This is a genomic window from Rhizobium terrae (genome assembly GCF_003425685.1).
Classification (GTDB): Bacteria; Pseudomonadota; Alphaproteobacteria; order Rhizobiales; family Rhizobiaceae; genus Neorhizobium; species Neorhizobium terrae.
The window spans coordinates 120285-142175 of record NZ_QJKM01000001.1 but is presented as its reverse complement, the minus strand read 5'-3'; the positions used below and the strand labels follow the sequence as shown (position 1 = coordinate 142175).

At 60.9% G+C, this 21891-nt stretch carries 15 protein-coding genes and 1 pseudogene; 2 read left to right on the top strand and 14 right to left on the bottom strand.

Annotation, left to right across the window (positions count from 1 at the left end; all coding sequences use genetic code 11):
• Window positions 1–17: 17 nt before the first annotated feature.
• Window positions 18–1028, bottom strand: a complete 1011-nt coding sequence (locus DMO26_RS00580; RefSeq protein WP_404947004.1) for a glycosyltransferase family 2 protein — start codon at window positions 1026–1028, stop codon at window positions 18–20.
• Between the two features lie 350 nt (window positions 1029–1378).
• Between DMO26_RS00580 and DMO26_RS00575 the strand changes: the two genes are divergently transcribed.
• Window positions 1379–2236, top strand: coding sequence for a DUF6502 family protein (locus DMO26_RS00575; RefSeq protein WP_117190080.1), 858 nt, complete (start codon window positions 1379–1381; stop codon window positions 2234–2236).
• A pseudogene (locus DMO26_RS35015) lies at window positions 2155–2754 on the top strand (DUF5666 domain-containing protein); the annotation flags it as partial. The gene DMO26_RS00575 and the pseudogene DMO26_RS35015, both read left to right, overlap by 82 nt.
• 570 nt (window positions 2755–3324) lie before the next feature.
• Here the strand turns inward: DMO26_RS35015 and DMO26_RS00565 are convergent.
• From DMO26_RS00565 to DMO26_RS00505, 13 genes are all read right to left on the bottom strand, one after another.
• Complete coding sequence (locus DMO26_RS00565) at window positions 3325–5019, bottom strand: PP2C family protein-serine/threonine phosphatase (RefSeq protein ID WP_117190077.1); 1695 nt, start codon at window positions 5017–5019, stop codon at window positions 3325–3327.
• Window positions 5019–7091: a hypothetical protein gene (locus DMO26_RS00560; RefSeq protein WP_162894655.1), complete on the bottom strand. Its 2073-nt coding sequence runs from the start codon at window positions 7089–7091 to the stop codon at window positions 5019–5021. The genes DMO26_RS00565 and DMO26_RS00560 overlap by 1 nt, the downstream gene beginning before the upstream one ends.
• A gap of 3 nt (window positions 7092–7094) precedes the next feature.
• A complete protein-coding gene (locus DMO26_RS00555; RefSeq protein ID WP_117190073.1) occupies window positions 7095–8129 on the bottom strand; it encodes an ABC transporter substrate-binding protein in 1035 nt (344 codons plus the stop codon).
• 23 nt (window positions 8130–8152) lie between these two features.
• Window positions 8153–10276, bottom strand: a complete 2124-nt coding sequence (locus DMO26_RS00550) for an MFS transporter (RefSeq protein ID WP_117190072.1) — start codon at window positions 10274–10276, stop codon at window positions 8153–8155.
• Window positions 10266–11054 carry a hypothetical protein gene (locus DMO26_RS00545; protein WP_162894654.1) on the bottom strand — a complete coding sequence of 263 codons (789 nt, stop codon included), beginning with the start codon at window positions 11052–11054 and terminating at the stop codon, window positions 10266–10268. Before DMO26_RS00545 ends, DMO26_RS00550 begins: the two co-directional genes overlap by 11 nt.
• A 143-nt stretch (window positions 11055–11197) precedes the next feature.
• Entirely contained in the window at window positions 11198–11566 is a 369-nt protein-coding gene (locus DMO26_RS00540; RefSeq protein ID WP_117190068.1) for a hypothetical protein, read from the bottom strand.
• A gap of 1 nt (window position 11567) precedes the next feature.
• Window positions 11568–13517, bottom strand: a complete 1950-nt coding sequence (locus tag DMO26_RS00535) for a tetratricopeptide repeat protein (RefSeq protein WP_162894653.1) — start codon at window positions 13515–13517, stop codon at window positions 11568–11570.
• Window positions 13518–13533: 16 nt separating this feature from the next.
• Complete coding sequence (locus DMO26_RS00530) at window positions 13534–14181, bottom strand: DUF3540 domain-containing protein (protein WP_117190065.1); 648 nt, start codon at window positions 14179–14181, stop codon at window positions 13534–13536.
• Between the two features lie 41 nt (window positions 14182–14222).
• Window positions 14223–15260, bottom strand: a complete 1038-nt coding sequence (locus DMO26_RS00525; protein WP_117190064.1) for a hypothetical protein — start codon at window positions 15258–15260, stop codon at window positions 14223–14225.
• A 33-nt stretch (window positions 15261–15293) separates the two neighbouring features.
• Window positions 15294–16811, bottom strand: a complete 1518-nt coding sequence (locus DMO26_RS00520; protein WP_162894652.1) for a type VI secretion system Vgr family protein — start codon at window positions 16809–16811, stop codon at window positions 15294–15296.
• 54 nt (window positions 16812–16865) lie between these two features.
• Complete coding sequence (locus tag DMO26_RS00515; protein WP_117190061.1) at window positions 16866–17270, bottom strand: PAAR-like domain-containing protein; 405 nt, start codon at window positions 17268–17270, stop codon at window positions 16866–16868.
• Window positions 17271–17272: 2 nt separating this feature from the next.
• Entirely contained in the window at window positions 17273–18391 is a 1119-nt protein-coding gene (locus DMO26_RS00510; RefSeq protein ID WP_117190059.1) for a pentapeptide repeat-containing protein, read from the bottom strand.
• Window positions 18384–21602, bottom strand: coding sequence for a DUF2169 family type VI secretion system accessory protein (locus DMO26_RS00505; RefSeq protein WP_117190058.1), 3219 nt, complete (start codon window positions 21600–21602; stop codon window positions 18384–18386). Before DMO26_RS00505 ends, DMO26_RS00510 begins: the two co-directional genes overlap by 8 nt.
• Between the last annotated feature and the right edge of the window lie 289 nt (window positions 21603–21891).

The window sequence follows — 21891 nt, the reverse complement described above, 5'->3', positions numbered from 1 at the left end:
CGGCTGCCAAAGTTGTCTCAACATGCCGGCCCTGAGATTCCGTCGGAGCCGGTAGCGGTCGCGGATTTTGTCGGCCGGCGTTCCTCCGCGCATTGAAGACGGTCGGCTGCTCCGAACATCCGCCTCATAAAACCGTATTCTATCATTTGCTCCGGCCCTTCGAACGACGCGGATGTGACAGGCTCGTTGAAATCCGGTCCAGCGCCTTTTTCGAGCATCGCCAGCATCCGCTCATAGGCCGCCGCGCCATCGAAATATTGTTTGTCCTTCACGGCCGCCAGCGAGCGGCTGCGCAGATCGGAAAAAAGCTTGAAATGCAGCAAGACCCCGGAAATCGGCGGGAAATTGCGCTGATAAGGCGTCGGCTGGTGGATACTCACTCCGAGGGAGCAACTCTGGTCCCATTTCAAAAGCGGATACTTCATGAGTTCGATCGCCTCGCCGAAAACACGCCGCCTCGGACCTCCGGTCATGCTCAAGTGACGCAATGTCGGGGTAATATGATAACCGGTGCGGTCGAAGCAGTTGGCGATTTCCCACGGCATGCCGCCGTCCGTTCCGTCGAATGCAAATTCGTCGATCGGGCCTGGCGGGTAAAGGTCGATCATCGGCGCGGCCAGGCGGTTTTCTCCCCGCCGTTCCAATTCTCCAATGAGGTCGGTGATGGGCCGATTGAAGCAATCGTCATAGATCAGGTATTCATCCGAATCGATGTTGAGATACCATCTGTCCGATCCGTAGAGAGCAAACAGTGCCTCCCGCCACAATTTGCCACGCGCCGCATGTCGGAAGCGGACGGGCGAAAGCCAAACGTCGACGTCACGCTCCTTGAACAAGAGGTCTCTGGTCGCGTCTTCGGATTGATCGTCAACGCAGATGAAGCGGGTAACCCCCAGGCGGCGATAGTGCCGAAGCAATGACGGTATGAACCGCGCGTCATTATGAGTGAGAACAACCAAGGGCACGTCCTGCGGCTGCAAGGGACGGACACGATACCCTGACGCTGGAACGAGAGTGACCGGCAATATTTCCCGCCGGCGGCGCCGGGTGACTTTCAAACTTTCACAATAGGTCCTGAGCCGCGTGAACCATCCATGAGGCCTGTGCCGCGCCCCTTCGCAGCCGCCGTCGCGGCTCGGATAGGAGAATCCCGAAATCGGGCCTCTGGATGGCGAACCCTCAAGGCCATGCTTCTGGAAATGGTGTCTCAGCAACTAATAGGCCCTCCGATAATAAGTGGGATTTTTTCCCACATATCTCATCGAAAGGCCGCAGTCTTCCCCTTTTCTCACATTCACCTTAAAAAGTGTGCAAATTTCCCACGCAGCTTGTCTGCCGACGAAAGGAAGCGTAGAGAAGCCTTATTCGGAAACCCAAAATGCCTCCACCGCGTCCCAAAGCTCCGTTCTCAGAAGATGGCCTTCAGAAGGCGCTGGTTCGCATTCTGCGCCCGCTGGTGCGGCTATGCCTGGCGAGCGGCTTCACCTTTCCGGCCTTCACCGCCCTGCTGCGCAGGCTGTTCATAGACGTGGCGGAGAAGGATTTCGCACTTCCTGACAAGCAGCAGACCGACAGCCGCATCTCGTTGCTGACGGGAATCCACCGGAAGGATGTCAGGCTGCTTCGGGTCGGCGAATTGCCAATGCCGTCGCTTCCGGCTCCGGTTTCACGGACGAGCAGCATCATCGCCCGCTGGCTGGCGGACCCGCGTTATTGCGACGAAAATGGTCGGCCGGCGTCGCTGCCGCGCAGTGCGCCCGAAGGTGCTCGGTCTTTTGAAACGCTGGTCACCGATGTGACCCGTGATCTGCGGGCTCGCGCGGTGCTTGACGAGTGGCTCGACCGTGGCGTTGCCGTGATCGATGACGATGACATGGTGCACCTGACCGCCTCGGCGATCGTGCCGCAGAACAGCGACGATGCAAGACACCACTACTTCACCCGCAATCTGCACGACCATGCGGCAGCAGCAATCGACAATCTGCTGACGGACCCGCCTCCTTTTTTCGAACGAGCGGTTCACTACAACAATCTCTCGCCGGAACTGGCCGCCAAACTCGAGTCTCTGAGCCGGGACGATGCAATGGAGCTCCTCCTCAACCTCAACCGTACCGCCAATCAATCGGTCCAATTGGATACGGGCGGCGCGGCGCGATGGACCGTCGGCATCTATATCTACCGGACGGAAGAAGCCGCAGTTCCTGGCGAAGACGAAGAGCAGAAGGAGGGTGTGTAGTGTCCCCCTTGTCGCGCCGTGGTTTCCTGTTTTTGGCCGCAGGCCTGCAGTTTTGTTCAGTTCGCGAAGTTCTCGGGAACGACCGGCCGATCGCGCAAAACGATCACGGGATCGGCGGTACGGGCCTCTCGGTCGACGGTGGTGACGACAATGGTATTGGCGGCACGGGGATCGTCGGGACGATCCAACGGTTTGGAAGCATCATCGTCAACGACAAACGCGTGACCTACGACCGGTCCACGCCGGTCTTCATGGACGGCGTAAGATCGACAACCGATGCGATGCGGCTCGGCCATGTCGTTCGTATCGTACTCTCGAACAATTCGATCCAGCCGCATGCCAGCGCCATTCACGTCACAAGCGAGGTAAAAGGCCGTATCGAGGCAATCGACAGGGGACGCATGACCGTTTTGTCCCAGTCGGTGGAATTGACGCAAAATGCGGCTATGCCCCGTCTTCGGAAAGGAATGATGGTGGCAGTCTTCGGCATTCGCAAACCGGACGGCACGATCGTGGCCAGCCGCGTTGAAGAGATTGCGCGAAACGCTATGCCGGCCTTGCGTGGCGTTGCGGAATTCGGCGGCGGCCGATTGACGGTAGGCGGCCTTCCGCTGGAGAGCGGTCTTCGCCAGATGGCGGGAAAACGCATCGTCGTGGAGTTTGCCCTGCGCGGCCAGCAACCCGTGATGAAACGCTTGCGGCAGGAAGAACTGGTTCCGGGCCTCAGGTCCGGAACGGTCAATGTGGAGACCTATGCGGACCGGCGCGGCGAACAGGTGCGCCTGGGCGTCGGGATCAACGTAAAAGTTCAGGGCGGTTTGCCGGCGCAGGCTTCCAGCCCCTCGTTCTTCGATCTTTCGGTGGATCCGAGAGGAAATCTTTCAAGTCCGGTACAGGATCACGGTGGAAGACTGCCTGGCTTGCAGGATCGGGAAGCGCCGCGCGGACCGGCGCCGCCCGATGCAAGCCCGCCCGGCTCTCCTGGAAAGGGTGGTCTTGGAGGGCTTGGTCCTCTGTAAAAAAATGCAAGCCGGCTCGCTGAGAAGAAGACGGCTATGCCTTGGACGGGCTATCAACGGGATCGGCCATCAGAAAGCGCAGAGGCAGAGCGTAATGTCGTCATATTGCGGCCGACCGGCTGCAAAAGAGATAACCGCGCGACGGTATTCGTCTATCAGGATGTTCGGCCTTAACTCAGTCTTTTCGGCGACCATCTGCATCAATCGCGCGTCGCCGAACTGTTCGTCTCCGGCATTGAAGGCCTCCGGAATGCCGTCGGTGTAACAGACCAGCAGGCTGCCCGGCGCAAGCGGAATCTCGACGGTTTCGTAAACCACTTCGGGGATCATGCCGAGCACAAGATCGCCGGTGACCGGCAGATACGAGACCGCCCCGTCGATCGTCTTCATGATCGGCGGTACGTGGCCGGCATTGGAGTAACTCAGGCGGCCGGCGCCGCGATCGACGACCCCGTAGAAGACGGTCACGAAAAGGTTCTTGTCGTTGGTTTCGGCAAGTACCCGGTTGGCCTTGGTCAGCACCTCGCCCGGCGACTGCCCGGTCATGGCGAGCGACCGCACGATCGTGCGCGACATCGCCATGAAAAGGGCGGCGGGCGTGCCTTTGCCGCAGACATCGGCAATCAGGAAGCCTGCGCGGTTCTCGTCGATGGTGAAATAGTCGAAGTAGTCACCCGCCACTTCCTGGGAGGGCACCATCTGGCCGTAGAAGGAGACGCCGTCGAGCACCAGCGGCCCGCGCGGCAGCAGCGCCTGCTGTAATTCGGAAGCGACGGAAAGTTCAGCCTGCAACTGTCGCAACGCCTCCTGGTCGAGATGGGCCGCACGCAGCGCCTCCACCGCTTCGGAAAGGCGTTGGATCTCGATCGTTCCCTTGTCGGTGTCGAGAGGCGGAGCCTCTTCGCCGCGGGTCAGCTTGTCGATCACCTCGATCGCCGCATCGAGCGGCCGGAAAGCGCCGCGCACCATCCACATCAATCCGCCGAGGACATGGCCGACAAAGACCACCACGAGGCCACCGAGGAGCCATTGCAGCCAGCGCGTCCGCAGAAAATCCTCGCTCCGGTCGTTGGAGACGCCGAGATAACCGAGCGTCCGACCATCGCCGAACCCGTCCTTCAGGGGAATATCGATCATCCGCGAACCGAGCCAGCCTTCGCTCATCTGCTCGGCTTCGGCAAGCGGCACCAGCCGGGCGTCGAGGTCCACGGTCTGATTGAGGCGTGCCACGATGCGTGAAACCGGCGCGGCGACGAGGGCGTAACCCACGATGCCGAAGCGGAAACGCAATGGCACAAGCTTGGTCTGGTAGATCATCTGGGATCCGCCGCCAAGATTGAGGCGGGCGAAGCCGTCCGTATCCGTGACCCGCACCATGCGCGTCAGGGAGGCGGCGAAATCGGACGGCAGGCGAAGCGAGGGAATGTGATGAAAATTCTGCAATGCCTGGTCGAACACGATAACGATCTGCCCCTCCGCTCCGGATTCGGCTTCCGCCATCCGGGCTTCCACGACATCGGGTTCATCGCGCGACAGCGCATTCAGGAGCTCGACATCGCGGCGGATGCGATTGGCGATTCCTTCCTGCGCCGCGGTCACGTCGGTGACATAGCTTCGCCACATCGCTTCGATCAGCAGTCTGGTGTCGCGTCGCGCGGATTGGTCCGTCACCCTGATGCTGAGCACCACCTGGACTACGAAGATGAGGCTCAGAAGCAATGTCGCCACGCCGACGAAAAGGGCAATGCGCGTGCGCAGGTTCATCAGCCGGTACTCCCGCTAAAGATACGGCGCGGCCTGATCCGCATACCGGCGATGATCGTGAACGCAAGCGGAGCCAGCATCATCAGATAAACGAGGATCGCCGGCAGGGCTGCTTGCTCAGGAATGGCAGTTTCCTGTGCAATTGCGCCCGCGGCGGCAAAGGCCGTCAATCCTGACGCAAGAACGCGCGCGCCGCGGAAATGGCCGGCGCCCAGCGTGAAGGGTAGCTGCGACATCCAGCGCCCGACCGCGCCCATCAGAACCGCGGCGATTGCGGTATTGACAAGGACAGGGCCACCCGCGGCGTAAGCTTGTGCGACGATGAGTGCGACGGCAAACACCGCGAGCTCAAAAAGTACCCAGCGAGCTCGCCGCCAAGTGCCGACCAGACCGGCCAGCAGTCCACCCGCGGCATAAAGCACGGCCGTCACGAGAAGGTAGAGCGCGGGGCCGGAATTGCCGAAAAGCAAGGCGGGCATCTGGCGGGCGGCAAGGGCCAGCAACAGGAAACCCGCCGTCTGCATCGCGAAGAGGCAGAGCCAGATCCAATTGTCCAACAGGATGCGCAAAGTGAACCCGGCTATCATTGGCGGCGATCGCGATGCTTCGACCTTTGGACGGATTTCCGCCAACACAAAAACGAGCACCATAAGCAGGGCAATCGCCCCTTTGGCCATGAGCGTTTCGACCGCAAAACCGACGGCGGTGATGCCGGCGAAGCATACCGACGGCAAGAGAGCGGCGCCAAGATGAACAGGCTTCGCACCGTCCTCATTCCAATGAAAGCCTAGACCGCAGGTGAGAGCCGAGGCCGCCATGAGCGGCAGGCCGTCGAGCCACAAACCGAGACCGCCTGCAGGGACGATGACGACGAGCGGAAAAAGCCGCACGCGCCGCTGCAAGGCAAGCCCGAGCACGAAAGCCACGGCGATGCTTGCAAACTGCGCGACGGGTGGCGCAGCCGACAATGCCGAAGGTCCACCCCAGCAGAAGAAGAGCAGCAGGAAGAAAAGACCGAGCGGCAAGGTGGATCGCACCGCCTCGTATAGCGATCGCCCCTCGCCTTGCCAGATGGCCCGCAGCATCGCACCGCCGCTGACGAAAAAAACGAAGGCCACGAGAGCAAAGGCTCCGACCTCGGCCAGAACGGGCAGAATGTTGACGGAGGCCTTGAGCCGCACGCCCTCTTCCAGCACCTGCTCCACGCCCAAACTGACGAAACCGGATAAACCAAGCCAAGATGTCCACTTGGCCAGGATCTGCCCGAGCGGATCCGAGCCTGCCGCATAGGTAACGCCGCTTGCGCCGCTTACCTCGATCGCCCCTATGGCAGGTTTGGACGCGACCTGCTGCTTGAGATAATCCAGCATGCCGACCAAATTATCGAAGGGAATGCCGAGCGAGAGCGCACGGTTGAGATGGCCTGCGGTATCGGCAACCGCGAGTGCCGCCGCCTGTCTTGATATGTCGGTCGCTTGCCAGCCCAGACTCGCCAGCATGAACAAAACACCGCCGACAAAAAGAACCGCCGGAACGCGAATGGCATCCCATGGAGGCGAGAACACCAGCAGGAGCGCAAGGAGAGCGGCGATGAGCGAAAGACCGATGGTGATCGCCCGGTCCCGTTCGGCCAGTGCGGCGTCGATGCCCGCCATCGAGCGCGTGACGTAAAGACGGGCGATGCTTTCGCCATGGCTGTCGGAGACGGCGCGTTCGGCTACCATGGTTCCGGCAATACGATGCCGGGAGTTTTCGACGGCACGATCAACCGTCTGCAGTTTTTCGAGCCGGAGCGACAAGGCGTCCGGACCTTCGGCCAGTGTCGACGGCGGCTGGAGCAGTTCCTCGGCACTGCCCAGTCCGTTGACTGGCAGACCGAAGTCCAACGAGGCCTCGGCCCTGGCGCGGTCGGAATCGGCGATCGCGTCGAGGCTCAGCCCGACGCGTGTTTCGATGGCGCGCGCGCCGATGTCGTTGAGCACCAGCAGCGTCATCGCCGCCAGGGCGCTCGCCGCCAACCAGAACGCAAGACGCGACAAGGCAAGGTCCAACCGTCTTGCTTCACTGCCCATGGATCATTTTTTATCCGGCTGATTGACGATTTCCGCATAGCTCAGCAGCGTCATCGGCGGGTAGAGCTTCAGCGCAGCGGCCGTCCGCATGTTGATGATGTAGGAATGCCGGTCGAGTGCCGCAATCGGCAGCTCCTCCGGTTTCACATGATCCATCAATATCCGCTTGGCCTGATAACCGGCAAGCCGGCCGACCATGCCGTATTTTGAAGCGATGGCGAGAAGAGCCGAGCTTTCCGTCACAGATGTTTCGTAACTGGATGCGACCGGAATGCCGAGCCGCACGGCCGTTTCGGTGTAGATATCCGCATTGACACTGATGAACGACGAGCTGCCGATATAGAGAAATTCGACGCCGCGATCCGCCGCTTCCTGGATCAGACTCGGAATGTCGTCACGGCGCGGCGTGCCGTTGTAGAGCGGCATCGGCAGCATGACGAGATCCAGGCCGAGCTCATCGGCCGCCCGCTTGACGATATCTGCATTGACCTTCGAATTCAGTTCATTTTCGTTGTAGATGATGCCAAAGCGCTTGAACGAGCGGTATTCGAGCATCGCCTTGAGCTGAATGATTTCGGAGACGCGGTTGCGTGTTCCGGTCACGAACGGCCGGTTGGAAATTTCCTGGGATTTGGTGATCTTGGCTTCGACCGGATCGGCGACGATCATGAAGATGCTTGGAATATTGCCGATGAACTTGGACGGATCGGGCGCATCGTAAGGACCGACCATCTGGGCCGTGACGTTCGTTCCCCAGGTCACGACCAGATCGGGACGGGTCGCCTTCACCTCCTTGATGAATTCATTCAGCGTGTTCTTATCAGTCTTGGCGTCGCGGACGACGACATCCGCCGGCATGCCGCTTTCCTTGACATAATCGATGAAGCCCTGACAGGCCTCCTCGCAGCCGCGCCAGGCCGCCATGTAGATGGTAAAACGCTTGTCCTTCGGTGCGTTTTGCGCCAGGGCTGAGTTCGCGCCGGAGAGCGACAGAGCCAGTATCGCAGCGAGGCCGATAAGCCGTCCAAGCAGAGTCATGGTAATTCCCCAATCCTTCTCAGTCAGCTCGACAGGGCAGGTTTCGCCCCGCTCGCACCTTCACGGGCGATGATCAAGTAGAAGAATGCCGATGCGGCTACGATGCCGATGCCGAAGAACAGGATGGCCTGCTTGAAGCCGAACTGGGCGACCAGGAAAGCGGCGAGCATCGGGCCGAGTACGCTGCCGATACGCTCCGTGGTGCGCAGCACGCCGAGCACTGTCGTGCGGCCGACCCGGATGGCCTCCTCCTCCGAAATTTCCAGCGCGTAGGCGATCTGCGGGCTCTTGGTTACCGAATGGCCAAGGCCCATGATCAGCACCATCAGCACGACGGACCAAATGTTTTCCCATCCGTGGAAGAGCACCAGGCCGATTGCCGACATGATGCCGCCGAGCGCCAGCATGAACCCGGTGCGGCCAAGCCAATCGACGATGCGGCCGCTCGCCGAGCCGAACAGGATGATCGTCAACGAATAAAGCAACATGACGCGGCCGATTTCCGCTTCGTTCGAGCCGAGGTTCGCGAGATAGAGCGGCACCATGTAGAAAAGGAAGCCAGTCAGAAGGACTTTCGACGGAATGGCGGCGAGCAGGACCATCGCAACATAACGGGTATTCTGCGTGAGCGCCTGAATGCCGCGCAGCAGGCTCATCTGCTTGGCGTTCTTGTCGGTTGCGAGTTCCGAGATCAGCATCGAACGGGCCAGGAAACCGGCAGCAAGCGCGAGACCGAGGGAAATCCAGAAAACTGCCCGGTATCCGACGCGGTCGGCGAGAACACCGCCGATCGCCGTGCCGCACATGGTGGCGCTCATCAGCACGCCGACGAACATCGCCATGGCACGGCCACGATTCTCGGCCGTGGCAATCGCCGCGATATAACCCTGGCAGGCGATGGTGATGATGGCGTAGCCGAAGGCGGTGACGCCGCGGCCGGCGACCAGGAACAGCGTATCCGGCGCCATGGCGCAGAGGATATAGCCGAGGACGGCCGGAAAAAGCCCGATCAGGAACATCAGCCGGGCGCCATATTGATCGGCCCAGCGGGAAGCGAAAGGCGTCACGACGGCGATCGTTCCCATATAGACGGAGATCGGCAGGCCGACGACAACCTCCTCGGACAGCACGGAATTCGGTCCGGCGAGGCTTTTGGCATAAAGCGGGAGCCAGGATTTCTGCAACTCGTCAGCGAAACTGAAAAGGAAAAGTGGCACGCGCACATCGACGAAACTGCCGATGAACAGGCGCTTGGGCCCTTCCGGACTCAAGCTGAAACGCGAAGACGTGTCGTCGATCTGGCTCCGCAACGTGGGCGTAGCGCTTGATATCGAGGCCACGAGACTGCTGAAGCGGCGATGCAAGGCAATCACGACATCTGAGACGCGCCGGGTGATCTGGCCGATTTCGTCGTTGTTTTTCGGCACGATATAGGTGTCGAAGCGACCGCGCGCGCCGTTGACCACGAGGAACATCAGCCGCCTGATCGGGCTGACGACATGGAAGAGGATGAAAGCGGTCATCAGTTCGAATGCAACGAGCAACGAGACGATGAGGATCACCACCATGTCGAACAGGATGTCGCGGAACTGGCCGTTGATGAAATCCTTGGCGACCTCGACCCTCAGCGTCGCATAAAGCACGCCGTTCCTCATGATCGGCTGGTCCAGGACAGGCGCCTCGGCCGAGAAGATTTCGAGGAGATTTTGAGCCGAGGAGAACAGGATGTCGCTCAGGCCATCACCCCCTTTCTCCGCCTCCTGGACGACCGCGGCTGGAGCCAGTTCGTCACCATAACGTGCCAGCATGGTGCCATCGGGCGCTAGAAGCTGAAGGGACTGGATCTGCGCATTCTGTGTCACGGTCATCTGGAACAGCTGGTCGACACCGCGCAGTTCCTTGGCCGGAATGCCGAGTTCGGCGGCGAACTCGACCGAATTGCTGAGCGACCGGGCGATCTGCGTGCCGGCCGCCCGGATGTCGGGCTCGAGGTCGCGCTGGAAGGACTGGATCGTCAGCATGAAGACGACGCAGCTGGCGATGACCACCAGAACGCCGACCGAGATGCCGATATGACGCGTAATTCTCTGCGCGGAGGAATCGACCAGCCGTTCGCTGCCGGCCATGCTTTCGCTGTCACTTGCCATGGCGGCGCCCCTCGGCGGTTGCTATTGCTTCGATTTCATTCAACGCGCTCAGGGCCTGGCCGCGCTGCTGCTCGAGATCGCCAAAAATCCGCCCGAACCAGTGCAGCGTCGGGGCAAGCGGTCCGCGCACCTCGCTGATGTCGGCTGGCTTCTGCTCCTCGACCACCGAGCGCATGGCCCTGATCGAGCGGCCGAGCGGCCGGAGGCTGAAGAACACGACGATGGCGGCGATGATCGCCGTCGGTAGCAGCGTGAGGGAGGAGAAGCTGACGAGATCCCGCAGCATGGCGGCGTTGCGGCTCTCGATGATCGCATCGGGCTGGATGGCGATGATCGCCCCCTCCGCCTCGCCAAAGGAGTTGATCACCGTGCTGCCCGCGACGAGATAGCCGTTTTCGCGCAGATGCCAGTCGGACTGTTTGGCTTCGATCCGGTCGACCAGCGCATCGACCGAAATCGGCAGGCCGGCCGCTTCCCCCGGCCGGCGGATGAGATCGCCGCGCGGATCGACGACGACAACACGCATGCCGTTCGGCAAAAGGCCGGCCGCCACTTCTATCGGCCCGCCCGGCTGCTGCGTCAAGGCCCTGAGCGATACGCCGAGCGCATTCGCCTTTTCGGCCGAGGCCCGCGCATCCTCCGTGACGGTCGTCAATCGCTTCGCCAGCGTTTCCGTCAGAATGTTTTCGTATTTGACGATGCTCATAAGCCCGAGAAGGGAGAGAGCCGCGATGATGACGAACATGCTGTAGATGTAGACGCGCAATCCTATGCGCATTTTCAGCCATCCCTTCAGAACCACCCCAACGCGTAAGCGTTATCACCGCCGATTGACGTTTCCATGACTATGTAAGCCATTCGTCACATCGCCGAACAAGAAAGCGCCCTGAAGCCGGTGGATAAGGCCAAATTTACCATTTATTACCCGTTATAAACTTCAGGTGCCGCAACAACGGCAGAGACAGTGACGTCGAGCAAGAGGAACGCAAGCGTCTTGCGGTCGAGAACGATCTGTCCGCCGATTTCATAACCGGCCTGGCGATTTGCAGCATGGCCACTGATGCCGAAGTAGATCGCGGCCCGTTCGGAAAAGGCGGCCGCCCGCTCGGGCGTCACGACCAGGTCGATCGTAAGGTTGCTGCCATCGCTCGCGACGACGGTGGCGCGTCCAAGCGGGCGGGCCGACGCCGTACCATCGAGGTAAACCTGCGCCGCCCGATTGCGCAGAAAGTCCAGGATGGCTGCGCGCAACGCATCCGGCTCGCGGGTGAAGGGGCGCCACGACGCCATATCAGAGCACTCCTTCCATGGGAGCCGGCAGGACGCTATCGGCCTGCATGACATGCGCCGTCCGATCAAAACGGGCAGCGGGCAGATCTGTCAGGAACTCGTTCAGCCCGCTTTTGAGGTCGCCGCACCGTTGTGCCCAATGGCCGATGGCGCTGCTTTTCAGGATGCTGATCGAAGGATACCAGAGGGCGCGCCCCCCGCGTTCGCACCAATACCAGGGAGCATTGGGCTGCACCAGAACCGCACCGCGCCTTTGCATCGCGCCGGCGAGATGCAGTGCCAGGCCGTCCGGGCCGACAAGGGCATCCACCTCGGCCAGAACTGCCGCCAAATCGCCAAGGCTCTCGAAATGAACGCCGGCGTCGACGATATGCGGTGCGTGCGCCAGCTGGTGACGGCTATCGTCCCAGATCACGCTGATCAGACTGCCTGTAAATTCGGAAAACAGCGGCAGGAGATCATCGAGCATCAGCCCCGGACGCGCAGCATTCCAGGACAGCGCAACCCAGGGCCGGGGCAGCTGCGCGAGGCTCTCCCGCCAGACCGCCCGTCGGTCCTCGGGAGCGACGACGTAGGGGCCGGTTTCGACAGGGCCGCGAACTTTCGCCGGCAGCGCGAGGATGGCCGGCAAGGGAAATCCGTCGATCCCGGGGATCGGACGGTCGCCTTCGACAGACCGAAAGTCCGTACCCGGCAACAGGGCGGCGAGTTCCGCGAACGCGGCAGGCCCCCGAAGCAACAGTGGCTCGGAAGAATCGCACGCCACGCGAAACCGCAAAAGCGGCAACGCCTCCAGCATGGACATATGCTCGCCGATCAGTATCGGCAGCGCCGCAAGCCGGGCCTGATCCGTGCTTGGCTCTGCACCGAGTGGCGTTTGCTCCGGCGGCCCGTCAGAAGCAGCGGTGGAGTGCCGACGACCGATACCGATCTCCTGCATCAGCAACGACGTCTCTTCGATCATGCCGAGCGATAGACGGCTTTCGCGCATGATCGCCAGAATGGCCTGCCTCTGCCGCAGGTCCAACGCCGAATGCTGAACCTTCAGCGGCTCGAGCAGACGAAGCGCTTGTCCATGCTGGCCTGCCTGACGATAGGCATCGCCGACGGCAATCAACGCATCGATCTTGTCCTTGTGACGACGGGCGGTCTCGGCCAGTTCAGCAAGCGCCTCGGCGACATCTCCCTGCTGAATCCGGATCCGGGCATGAACGCGCCAGGCGGCCAGCTGCTCGGGATGCAAACCAATCGCCCGCTTGGCGATCCTCATTCCCTCGGTCGGTTGCCCAAGTGCCGCATGCGCCTCGGCCATGAAGATCATCGGCAGGAGATTGGCCGGATCGATGAGACTGGCCCGCTCGAATTGTTCGAGCGCTGCCGCATGGTCTCCAACTGCCGAAAGCTGGGAACCCAGCAAAATCAGATGCGCGCTGGATTGGGGATCGATCCTGACCGCTTTCATCGATAATTCCAGCGCATCGTCCATCAGTCCCGCGGACATATATGTTCGGGACAGGGCGCCGAGCAATGCCGCATCTTCGGGATGCCGTCGCAACGCCTCCACGAGTATGCGCTCGCTGCCGGACATATCGCCCGCTGTCTGAACCTTTTCGGCACGCATGCAGGCCGTTGCGGGATGCAGCGGATCGATGGCTGCGGCCCGATCGAGCGCCAGAGCCTCGCCGGCCTCGTTGCCCGAAGCGCGCGCGGCGGCGGCCAACAGCGTGAGCGCCCCGAGGTCGGAAGGCGCAAGAGCAACCGCCTGCGCGGCAATCCTTGCCGCATCCTCGATCCGTCCGAGTTCGAGCAGGACCTCGCCAAGGCCCTTCAAGGCTTCTTTGTTGGCCGGGCTTATATCGAGGATTTCCTGATAGATGGCCAGCGCGTTCTCGCCACGCCCTTCGCTGCGATGTCTGATTGCGGCAGCCAATCGATGTTCGAGGAGGATCATCGCATTCGTCCTGTCTTCAACCGACGCTGACGCGTTCGCCGTCGAGGCGCATGTCGCGTCGCGCGGTAATAAGGGCGATTTCGCTTTTCTGGCTCGAAACGCTTTCGACATTCTGTACCAAACTGCCAGCCTCGAGCATCTCGACATCCTTGACGACGGCCATGCGGCTCTCGGCCCGCGTGGTAATGGTACGTGCCCCGACCATCTTGTCGACAACGGTCTCGACGATGTGGCGGAAATTGGTCGTCAGGCTTTCGCCCATCTGCACCAGGCGGCGCGCGACCAATTCCAGTCGATCCGCCTGGAGCGACACCAGAGGCGCTGTGATATCGATCTTGGCGGCTGCCTTGATGGTGATATGATCGGCATCCGGCACGGAGATTTCAGCGGCGTGTTCGGCACGACGAACAAGAACCGCAAGAATGAAGGCTTCGGTACCATCGGAGTGGACGAGCACCAGATCGCCGATCACCGGCGCCAGCAGACAGCTCGCTGCCTGACGGGCGATCAGGCTCTCGCCGGCTTCCGTCTCGACACCGGCTTCCGTTGCCGTCAGAAAGGTCCGCACATGCGCACGCTGCAGCGCCAGGGCGTCCGCCGTTCCATCAGCGGAGCGCACAGCCTGGGCAGCAGGGTTGGCTTGTCTGTCAATCAACTCTTCCATATTCGTCTCCCGCACCTGAGCATCTGACGATCGCGGCTGCCTTACACAGCGTTGATCACGCCCTTGACCCAAACCTGAGTTGCCCCTGTACCGACGCCTACGCCGTTGTTGGCCGATTCGACCCCCTTGGCCTGAGAATCGACGGCCGCGTCGGTTTTCTTGACGGCGGCCTGGCTGGCTTTAATGGCCGCCGCGCTCTGCCATATGTTCGTCGCCTTGCTGTTCCAATTGGACCATTGAAGGTTTCCTTCCTTCAGCTCCATTTTGAATTGAGTGAAGTCCATTTTCAGAACACCGACCTCGAATTTCAAAACATAAAGCAGGACCAGGGCAGCAAGGGCGATGGTGATTTCGATCGAAACCTTGAAGCTATAGGTCGCACCCATAAAGAAGCTCAAGGAATCGCCCAAGGTTACCGACTCCGAACGACCGAGCTTGTAGGCATAGGTATCGGCCTGCGTGTAGGTATATTTATCCTCGGTGATATATTCGTAACTGTTGCCGGCGACCGTGCGGGTCTCCTTCATCGCTTCGATAGAAACGTCACCGGCGCCACCATCCGCGCTAATGGTGATCGGCTGGGCATTGTTGGTCAGGATGGAGATGGTCGCATCGGAGGTAACCGAAATGTCGGCGGCGGCAAAAACGGTCAATGTGCTTTCGGTATCGACATGCATGGCCGATACCGCATGCAGGTAAAACCGCTCGCCGGCGCGCATCAGCATCCGGCCGTCACAGGCGAGCATGATTCCGCCCTTGTAGGTTTTGGCGGAAGACGTCGGGGTCGCGTCAACCGGAGCCCCGGCGGCATGTTCGACCACATTGGCGCCTGCATCGGTGATATGTTGGCGCGGATAGAAGAAAGCCGTGTTGTCCGCTGAGCCCTTCTTGTTCGGATTGGCCAGCGCATTGGATTCGATCCCGGAATATCCGCCGAGGCGAAAATAAGCGCCCGGCTGGCGGGCGTCGTCGGCCACGGACCGGGTCGGGCCGGCAGAATACGGCACGAACAAATGGGCCGAACTGTCCTGAACAGAAGTCTTCATCTCACCGGCTTTCGTCGGGCTCGTCGTAGCCATGGTCTTTCCTTTCCGTTATCGCCAAGCCGGCGCTCAAGCGCCACCATCGTAAAATTCGAAGACAATGCCTGTGGATGTTCGCGTCCGCTGGGCCACATTGGCGTTGGTATCGACGACAGGGTTGGTTTTTTCCGCGTTCGACAGCGCGCCCAGGATGATCGGCCGGTCAGGATCGCCGTTTACGAAAGCGAGCAGGACTTCCGTGCCGACCAGCAACGTCGAGTGGGAGCCGTACTGATCGCCGCCGCCGTAAGGCTCTGCCTTGCGGACGAGATGGCTGGCCTTGCCTCCCGACAAGCCGCTCTCTTCATCAACGATACGCACGTGATAGCGTCCATATTCGTCGATCTGCGCCTTGGTGGCGTTTTCGTCACCGTCGATGAAGGCGACCAGCACGCCGTCGACGACCGGTTTCGGAGTCGACTGCTTCGGCCGATAGGGCACATCGAAGGGTATGCAGGTGAAACGATTGGAATAGGGTTCCGCTTGTCTGTCGGACGAGGTGAAGCCGAGTGGCGTGGGCTCCGTGAGCCTATGTTCGACCTCGGTGACGACATAGAGCGTCTCCAAGGTACTGTCAGGATGATCGACGAGCTTGAAAAAGAAACCTGGCCGCAGCAGCGGAATATTACTTTCCCCGTGAAAGACGAGCTGCTCCGCCGCCAGTTGCTCGGCGCGCACGCGGGCCAAAGCCTGGCCTTCACCGGTCGTGCGGTAGTTTTCGCCGTAACGCACGGTCAGACCCTGGCCGGAAAACGCAGCCTTGGACGAAACGCCGAGATCGACGCTCGGGGTTATCTCGTAATATTCCCGCAGCTCCACCCGGTCGGTCGAGGCTCTGTAGCTCGAATTGAAGGCGCGGATGGCAAAGCCCCCCTCTCCCATCGACATCGAGCGGTGGCGATAGGGCAATTCGTTCGAGAGGGTCTGGCCGGACACTTGGCGGAAATGCACGTTTCGGTCGCAAAACAGCACGTCCTCGCGGCTGCCGTCGTGGTCGAAAGCGTAGAAGATGCCGAACTTTTCACACAATCTTGAGATGAAATCGAAATCGTTCTCCCGATACTGCATTACGAAATCGAGCTTGGGATAATCACCGCCGGCGAGCATCCGATAACCGATGCGGCGATCGGCCCGGTTGCCTCCCGTCCGCGAGCCGGCCTTGACCGCATCCTTCAGCTCGGTCTCGATGATTTCGATGACGGTGACGTCTCGATCCGTACCGTAGACCTGATTCTGCGCACTGAACCGCATCAGCGCCAATGAAGGCCCGATGACGAAACGGTAGCAGAATTGCCGGTTTTGGGTGGGATCGAGGCTTTCGGCCTTCAGCACCACGCCCTTCACTTCGGCCGTCTCGTCGAGACTGCGTATCTTCAACGCCACGGCCTGGCCGATCATCTCGCGGATGTTGAGTACCTTGGCCGAAATCACATCGACTTCGAACTCGTAGGGCGCGCTCAAGGCCTCGCGACCCCTGACCCGGTCGGCAAAGACATCGCCTTCCTTGAGGGTCGGCAGCGTGATCGAAATTTCCTGTGCGGTATCCATTGCGCTCATCTTGTTGGAACCTTTGCCTTCATCTGGTAACCGGCGCCGAAAGCCTCAGCCGCAGGGATTGAGAAAGCGCACCTGGGAGGGCACGATGGTCGCCCCGACAGAATTCGGCGTAACGCCGTTCTGGACTGTCGGGTCCATCAATGCCCGTGTCGCCGGTGCGGCCTGGATGATCAGCTTGACCGAACCCTTAACATTCCGACTGTTCGAGCAGACCATGCCGGAGGCTACGCCCGGCCCCGGCCCGCTGATCGTCACCGGCGCTATATTCATCATGTTGTGGGAAGGCATGCAGCTGATCAGGAACCGGAAATTGGTCGGAATTTCCGTGGCGCGCATGCCCATACTGAAAAACGGCACTGGGATGGGGCCGACGGGAGTGGGCTGCAGATAAACGTCCGGCACCGAAAAATCCATGCCCGGGATCGGTCCCTGCGAATTCACAAAAGGCATGATCACCCCTCCCCCTGGTTCAGCTCATCGCCAAGTGCCACACGGTGCGGCTTGTAGACCTCCGCGATCATGCGATCCTGATCCGTGCCGATCGTGCTGCCGCCTGCTCCCAGAAACAGGGTGCCTTCGGTCCGGGCACCATGGAATTTCGTGTGCGCGAAGGTGGCGGCAGAAAGATTGGCGCCAGTCAGATCGGCATGCGAGAGATCGGCCTGACGCAAATCGCATTTTTCCAGCCGGGCAGCGCGACAATCGGTTTCACCGAGATAAGCCGCAAAAAGCCGGCTACCGTCGAGAATCGCACCTGACAACGAGGCTTCCGCGAAATTCGCCATGGTGAGGTCGCTGCCGGACAGGTCGACACCGTCCAACCGGCTCTTCGGAAAAACGGCAACCTTCGCCTTGACGCCGGCAAGCGAGGCACCGGCAAAATCGCATTCGGAAAACACGCTGTTTTCGAGCTGTGCACCGGCCATGTTGGTGCCGACGAACCGAGCTTGATGGAATGTGCAGCGCTGCCAGGACTGCCCGCTCAGGTCGAGACCGGAAAGGTCGGCCTCGGCGAAGAGACCGGTGTCGATGGCGATGCCGGAAATATCCACCCGGTTCAGCGCCGCCTTGGTCACGGTGATGGTCGTGAGCGCCGCTCCGGCGAGCGACATCCCGTCGAGTTCGCAATCAAGCAGGCAACTGCGATCCAGCGCCGCCTCCTTGAAATTGCCCAGATGCAGGCCGGCCTTGACAAAGATTGCCCGGTCGAAGGAAGCCCTCTCGAAGCCGGCTGAACGAAGGTTGCCGGTCAGAAACTGCGTCTCACTCAGTTCGCAATCACAGAACTCGACCGCGATCAGGCTGCAATCCAGGAAACTTGCCCCGGTCAATTTGGCATCGGTGAAGATCGCCCGGTCGAGCCGACATTTGATGAAGCTTGCACGGCTAAGATCGACGCCCTCGAAATTGCAGTCGGTGAAATCGCACTGGATGAATTTTCCGTCCATCAGGGCAATACCGCCGAAATCGATCTGCCGGCCGTCGCGCATCAGCAGCGGCTGCTCGTGGACGACATAATCCAGAAGATCGTCCAAGCCGATCGGCGTGATTAGTTCCGTTTCTTCAAACATCAGTAGCGCTCGCCATGATCGTTTTTCCGAGATTGGCGCCGGTCAGATCGCAACTGCCGAGCTTGGCTCCGTCGAGATTGGCGAAATAGAGATTGGCGCCGCGCAGCGAGGCGCGGGTCAGATCGCAGCTCGCCAGCGACGCTGCATAAAGATTGGCGCCGAACAGGTCGCTGCCGGCGAGAGCCGAACGGTCCAGCCTTGCCTCGTGGAAGGAGGCGAGCCGTAGGTCGGATTCAGGCATGTCGCAGGCGTTGAAAAGGCTGCGGTTCAGCGTGGCGCGCAGGAAACAGGAACCGCCGAGCCTGGAGCCGTTCCAAGAGGAACCGGTGGCAGCCGCCTCGACAAACATGCCACCCGTCAAATCGCAGGCGCCGATGAAGCTGCTCCCCTCCAGATGGACGTGTGAAAAATCGGCGTTCGGGGCAATGACGTCGCCGAAGGTCGTGCGTTCGAAGCCGGCGCCCTTGAACACGCCCTGTTTCATCGACACTTCGATGAATACGCCGCGGGCCACTTCGGCCTCGGCCATGACAATTCCGTCGGCATGGCCGCGCAGGATCTGGAAATCGGCAAGCATGGCGCCGGAAAAGTCCACGCCGTCGAGCTGACAGTCGATCAGGACGACTTCGGAAAACGTCGTCCGACGGAACGACGTTCCGCGCATGTCGAGCCCGACCAGGGTCGTCTTGGCGATCCCGCAACCATCGAACCGGGCGCCGCGCATGTTGGCTTTGCTGAAATTGACGCCACTCACACGGGCGCCTGCGAAATTCGTCCCTTCGAGATCCGCCTCGGCAAAAACTGCGCCTTCCAGATCGGCACCGGCAAAGTTGGCGCCGTTCAGGTTGCACTTCTCGAAAAAGGCGGATCGCAGCGACCGGCCGCTGAAATCTGATCCGGCCAGATCGGCCCCGGCGAGATCGGCACCCGAAAAATCATGACCTTCGGCAAGCTTCGCCACGATGAATGCGCCGAGCTTCTGAGCCACGATCGGCTCAAGAGGCTCCAGCGGGAAGATGGCGGCCGGTGTCTTGCGACGTGTTTCCGACATGACCTCGTCCACCTTCGCCTCAATGGCGACGATCTCCTGCGAAGCATCGGCAATCTTATGTGACGTCATCTGGGCAAGTGTCTGGTCGGCCCGGCTCGACGGCGGGGCAGGAAGGCCGGCAATCAGCGAGGCCAGCATGTCGTCGAGGCTGTCGCTTTTCGCCGCTGCCGCGACGCCTGGAAGGAGATCGGCAAGGCCAGCAGCGGCAGATTGCATGCCCGCAGCAATCTTCGCAGTCTCTCCCTCGGCATTGCCATCGACACCAGGCATGCCTGAAAAGGCAATTTTTGGCGTCGAGCTCGGAGCAAATTCGCCGACCGGCCGCTCGGAGATTTCGCTCAGGCGATGCCCGACGTCCGCCATGAAGCCCGGCTCGTCGGGTCCGACCTCAAGACCATCGCCGATCGTCCGCACGCCAAGTCCTTCGACTTCCATGCGAATGTCATGAAGCAGCGACCCTTCGGGCAGTTTCATCGCCCGGGCGCAGGCCTTTTGATATTTCGCTTCGATGACCTTGGAATCTACGGCCTTCGGCACATTGAGCGTCGCAAGGATTTCATCGATCTGTTTCGCGACAGGGTCTACCTGTTCGGCGAAGAGATCGTCGGTCGGAACCCTCGTCCGCATAGCCGAGATGTCGACCCCAAGTTCGCCGGAGATACCTTCGAGGGGCGCAAGACCGGGATAACGCGCCAGATCCTCCTCGGAAGCTAGGGGCTTCAACAGGAATTCCGGCAGGAGCGAGAGCGGGGTCGCCTTGACCACGACCCGGCGGGAAAGTTCGGCCTTGGCCGTATAGAGGTGGTTCTTGGCCGCGATCGCCTCGCTCAGCGCCTCCACATCGTCCAGCAGTTCGGCGATGTCGACGTCCCCGCGCTCGATCTCTTCCCGGTCCGGCAGGGGCACAAGCGGCAGTTCGGCGAGCTCGCCGACCGTCATAGGCGGAGCGAGCGACGGCGAAACGCCTTGGTCCGCCATGGCCTTGCGGATCATCCAGTTCTGGTTGTCCACGAAGGTCTGGAGCTGGTCGCGAGCCTTTTCGAGCCGCGCCGCACGTCTTGCTCCGACAGCCGCTTCGTTGCGGAGCGGCATCAGTTCGAAATCGGAAAGCACGTGCCTGTGGGCCTCGTCGGGATCGCTTCGGAGCCGGAAGATACGCTCATAATATTCGGCCGGACGCGGCTGATCCTCCCCGTGCTCGCAGGCGAGCATGACCGAGCCGATATCCTCGCAGAACGGATCCTGCGCCCTAACAAGGCCGCGGAAGGTCATCACAGCCTTGGTGACGTTCGGGAAAAGCGTCACGGTATCGCAGACCATGCGCGTCTCGGTCAGACTGTCGTCGGCCGAACGGTGCACGAAGGCGCGGAGGAACATGTTCGGCAGAGCGCCGCCGACCATGGCCGCGCCTCGGCTCATGCCGCTCACCGAAAAGCGCTCGTCACCGGAGAAAAATGTCTCCAGGCGTTGGTCGTCGGGGGCATCGCAATGAAACAGCGGATTGAAATCGTCCGGTTTCATCGGCGCGCGGTTCTTGATCCAGCTCTGGTCGTAAGTACCGGCATAACGCATGCGGAAAGCTGAATCTGGGGCTAGCGGACCAAAATGGGCAGGACGCACCTGATCATCGGGCGAACGGATGAGGCGTTGCGGATTTTCCACGTTGGGAAGCGGCGCATCATAGCCCGCTTCCAGGATGGCGCGCGCGTCATGTCCCTTGCCGCGCGGGTTTTCGGCAAAACGCGGCCCGCCGAAAGCATGAACCTCATCGATCGGCATCCGGTCGAATGGAAGGGCGGGGGTGAGCGTGACACCGCGATCGGTGCGGCGCCAGAAGCGGTCGCCAAAGACGTTCAACGTCTTTTCGATCGATCCGAGGCGCGCCGCCACCTGCAGCCCGGTCACAGGGATATTCGAAGGCGCAAGTGCGGCGCCGACGACGATCAACTCGCCCCGGGGCTTCAGGTTACCCTTGTCGAAAATGGCCCCCGGCGACATCTGCTCCGTCACCATCGGCCAGAGAGCTTGCTCGCTCAACAGCAGGCGCGGGTTTTCGAAATCGAACAGGATGAATGCCGACACGGTCAGCAGGCCCCCTTGCAGGACAGGCTCGGCGCGCAGCGCCGCGGCGAGTCGAGAAGGCTTGATGAGCGCGGGCATTTCTCGATCTTCTCCTAAAAGACACCGATTGTTGGACGACAGGCCCGCTCAAGAAATCCGTTGGGCGGCCAATGGCGTTCACGATTTCATCGGGCGGATGCGGGGTCAATTTGCGAAAATATGCGCAGTGCAAAATACCACTTCCTGCATGCCCGGAAAAACGGAGCAAAAACAGGCTTGGTGAAACCGATCGACGGACGGCCAAGGCCCGATCCGGCCGTCACAGAAAATTCGTGTCTTCCGGGACGGATAGGAAAGCTGCGCTAGAGGCGGCGCAACTGAGAAGTTT

Bases quoted from the DNA above. Each gene is read 5' to 3' on its own strand.
- DMO26_RS00505 (WP_117190058.1), bottom strand. From the start codon at position 21,602: ATGCCCGCGCTCATCAAGCCTTCTCGACTCGCCGCGGCGCTGCGCGCC.
- DMO26_RS00525 (WP_117190064.1), bottom strand. From the start codon at position 15,260: ATGGCTACGACGAGCCCGACGAAAGCCGGTGAGATGAAGACTTCTGTT.
- DMO26_RS00550 (WP_117190072.1), bottom strand. From the start codon at position 10,276: ATGGCAAGTGACAGCGAAAGCATGGCCGGCAGCGAACGGCTGGTCGAT.
- DMO26_RS00530 (WP_117190065.1), bottom strand. From the start codon at position 14,181: ATGGAAGAGTTGATTGACAGACAAGCCAACCCTGCTGCCCAGGCTGTG.
- DMO26_RS00555 (WP_117190073.1), bottom strand. From the start codon at position 8,129: ATGACTCTGCTTGGACGGCTTATCGGCCTCGCTGCGATACTGGCTCTG.
- DMO26_RS00510 (WP_117190059.1), bottom strand. From the start codon at position 18,391: ATGTTTGAAGAAACGGAACTAATCACGCCGATCGGCTTGGACGATCTT.
- DMO26_RS00575 (WP_117190080.1), top strand. From the start codon at position 1,379: ATGCCTCCACCGCGTCCCAAAGCTCCGTTCTCAGAAGATGGCCTTCAG.
- DMO26_RS00520 (WP_162894652.1), bottom strand. From the start codon at position 16,811: ATGGATACCGCACAGGAAATTTCGATCACGCTGCCGACCCTCAAGGAA.
- DMO26_RS00540 (WP_117190068.1), bottom strand. From the start codon at position 11,566: ATGGCGTCGTGGCGCCCCTTCACCCGCGAGCCGGATGCGTTGCGCGCA.
- DMO26_RS00515 (WP_117190061.1), bottom strand. From the start codon at position 17,270: ATGCCTTTTGTGAATTCGCAGGGACCGATCCCGGGCATGGATTTTTCG.
- DMO26_RS00560 (WP_162894655.1), bottom strand. From the start codon at position 7,091: ATGGGCAGTGAAGCAAGACGGTTGGACCTTGCCTTGTCGCGTCTTGCG.
- DMO26_RS00545 (WP_162894654.1), bottom strand. From the start codon at position 11,054: ATGCGCATAGGATTGCGCGTCTACATCTACAGCATGTTCGTCATCATC.
- DMO26_RS00565 (WP_117190077.1), bottom strand. From the start codon at position 5,019: ATGAACCTGCGCACGCGCATTGCCCTTTTCGTCGGCGTGGCGACATTG.
- DMO26_RS00535 (WP_162894653.1), bottom strand. From the start codon at position 13,517: ATGATCCTCCTCGAACATCGATTGGCTGCCGCAATCAGACATCGCAGC.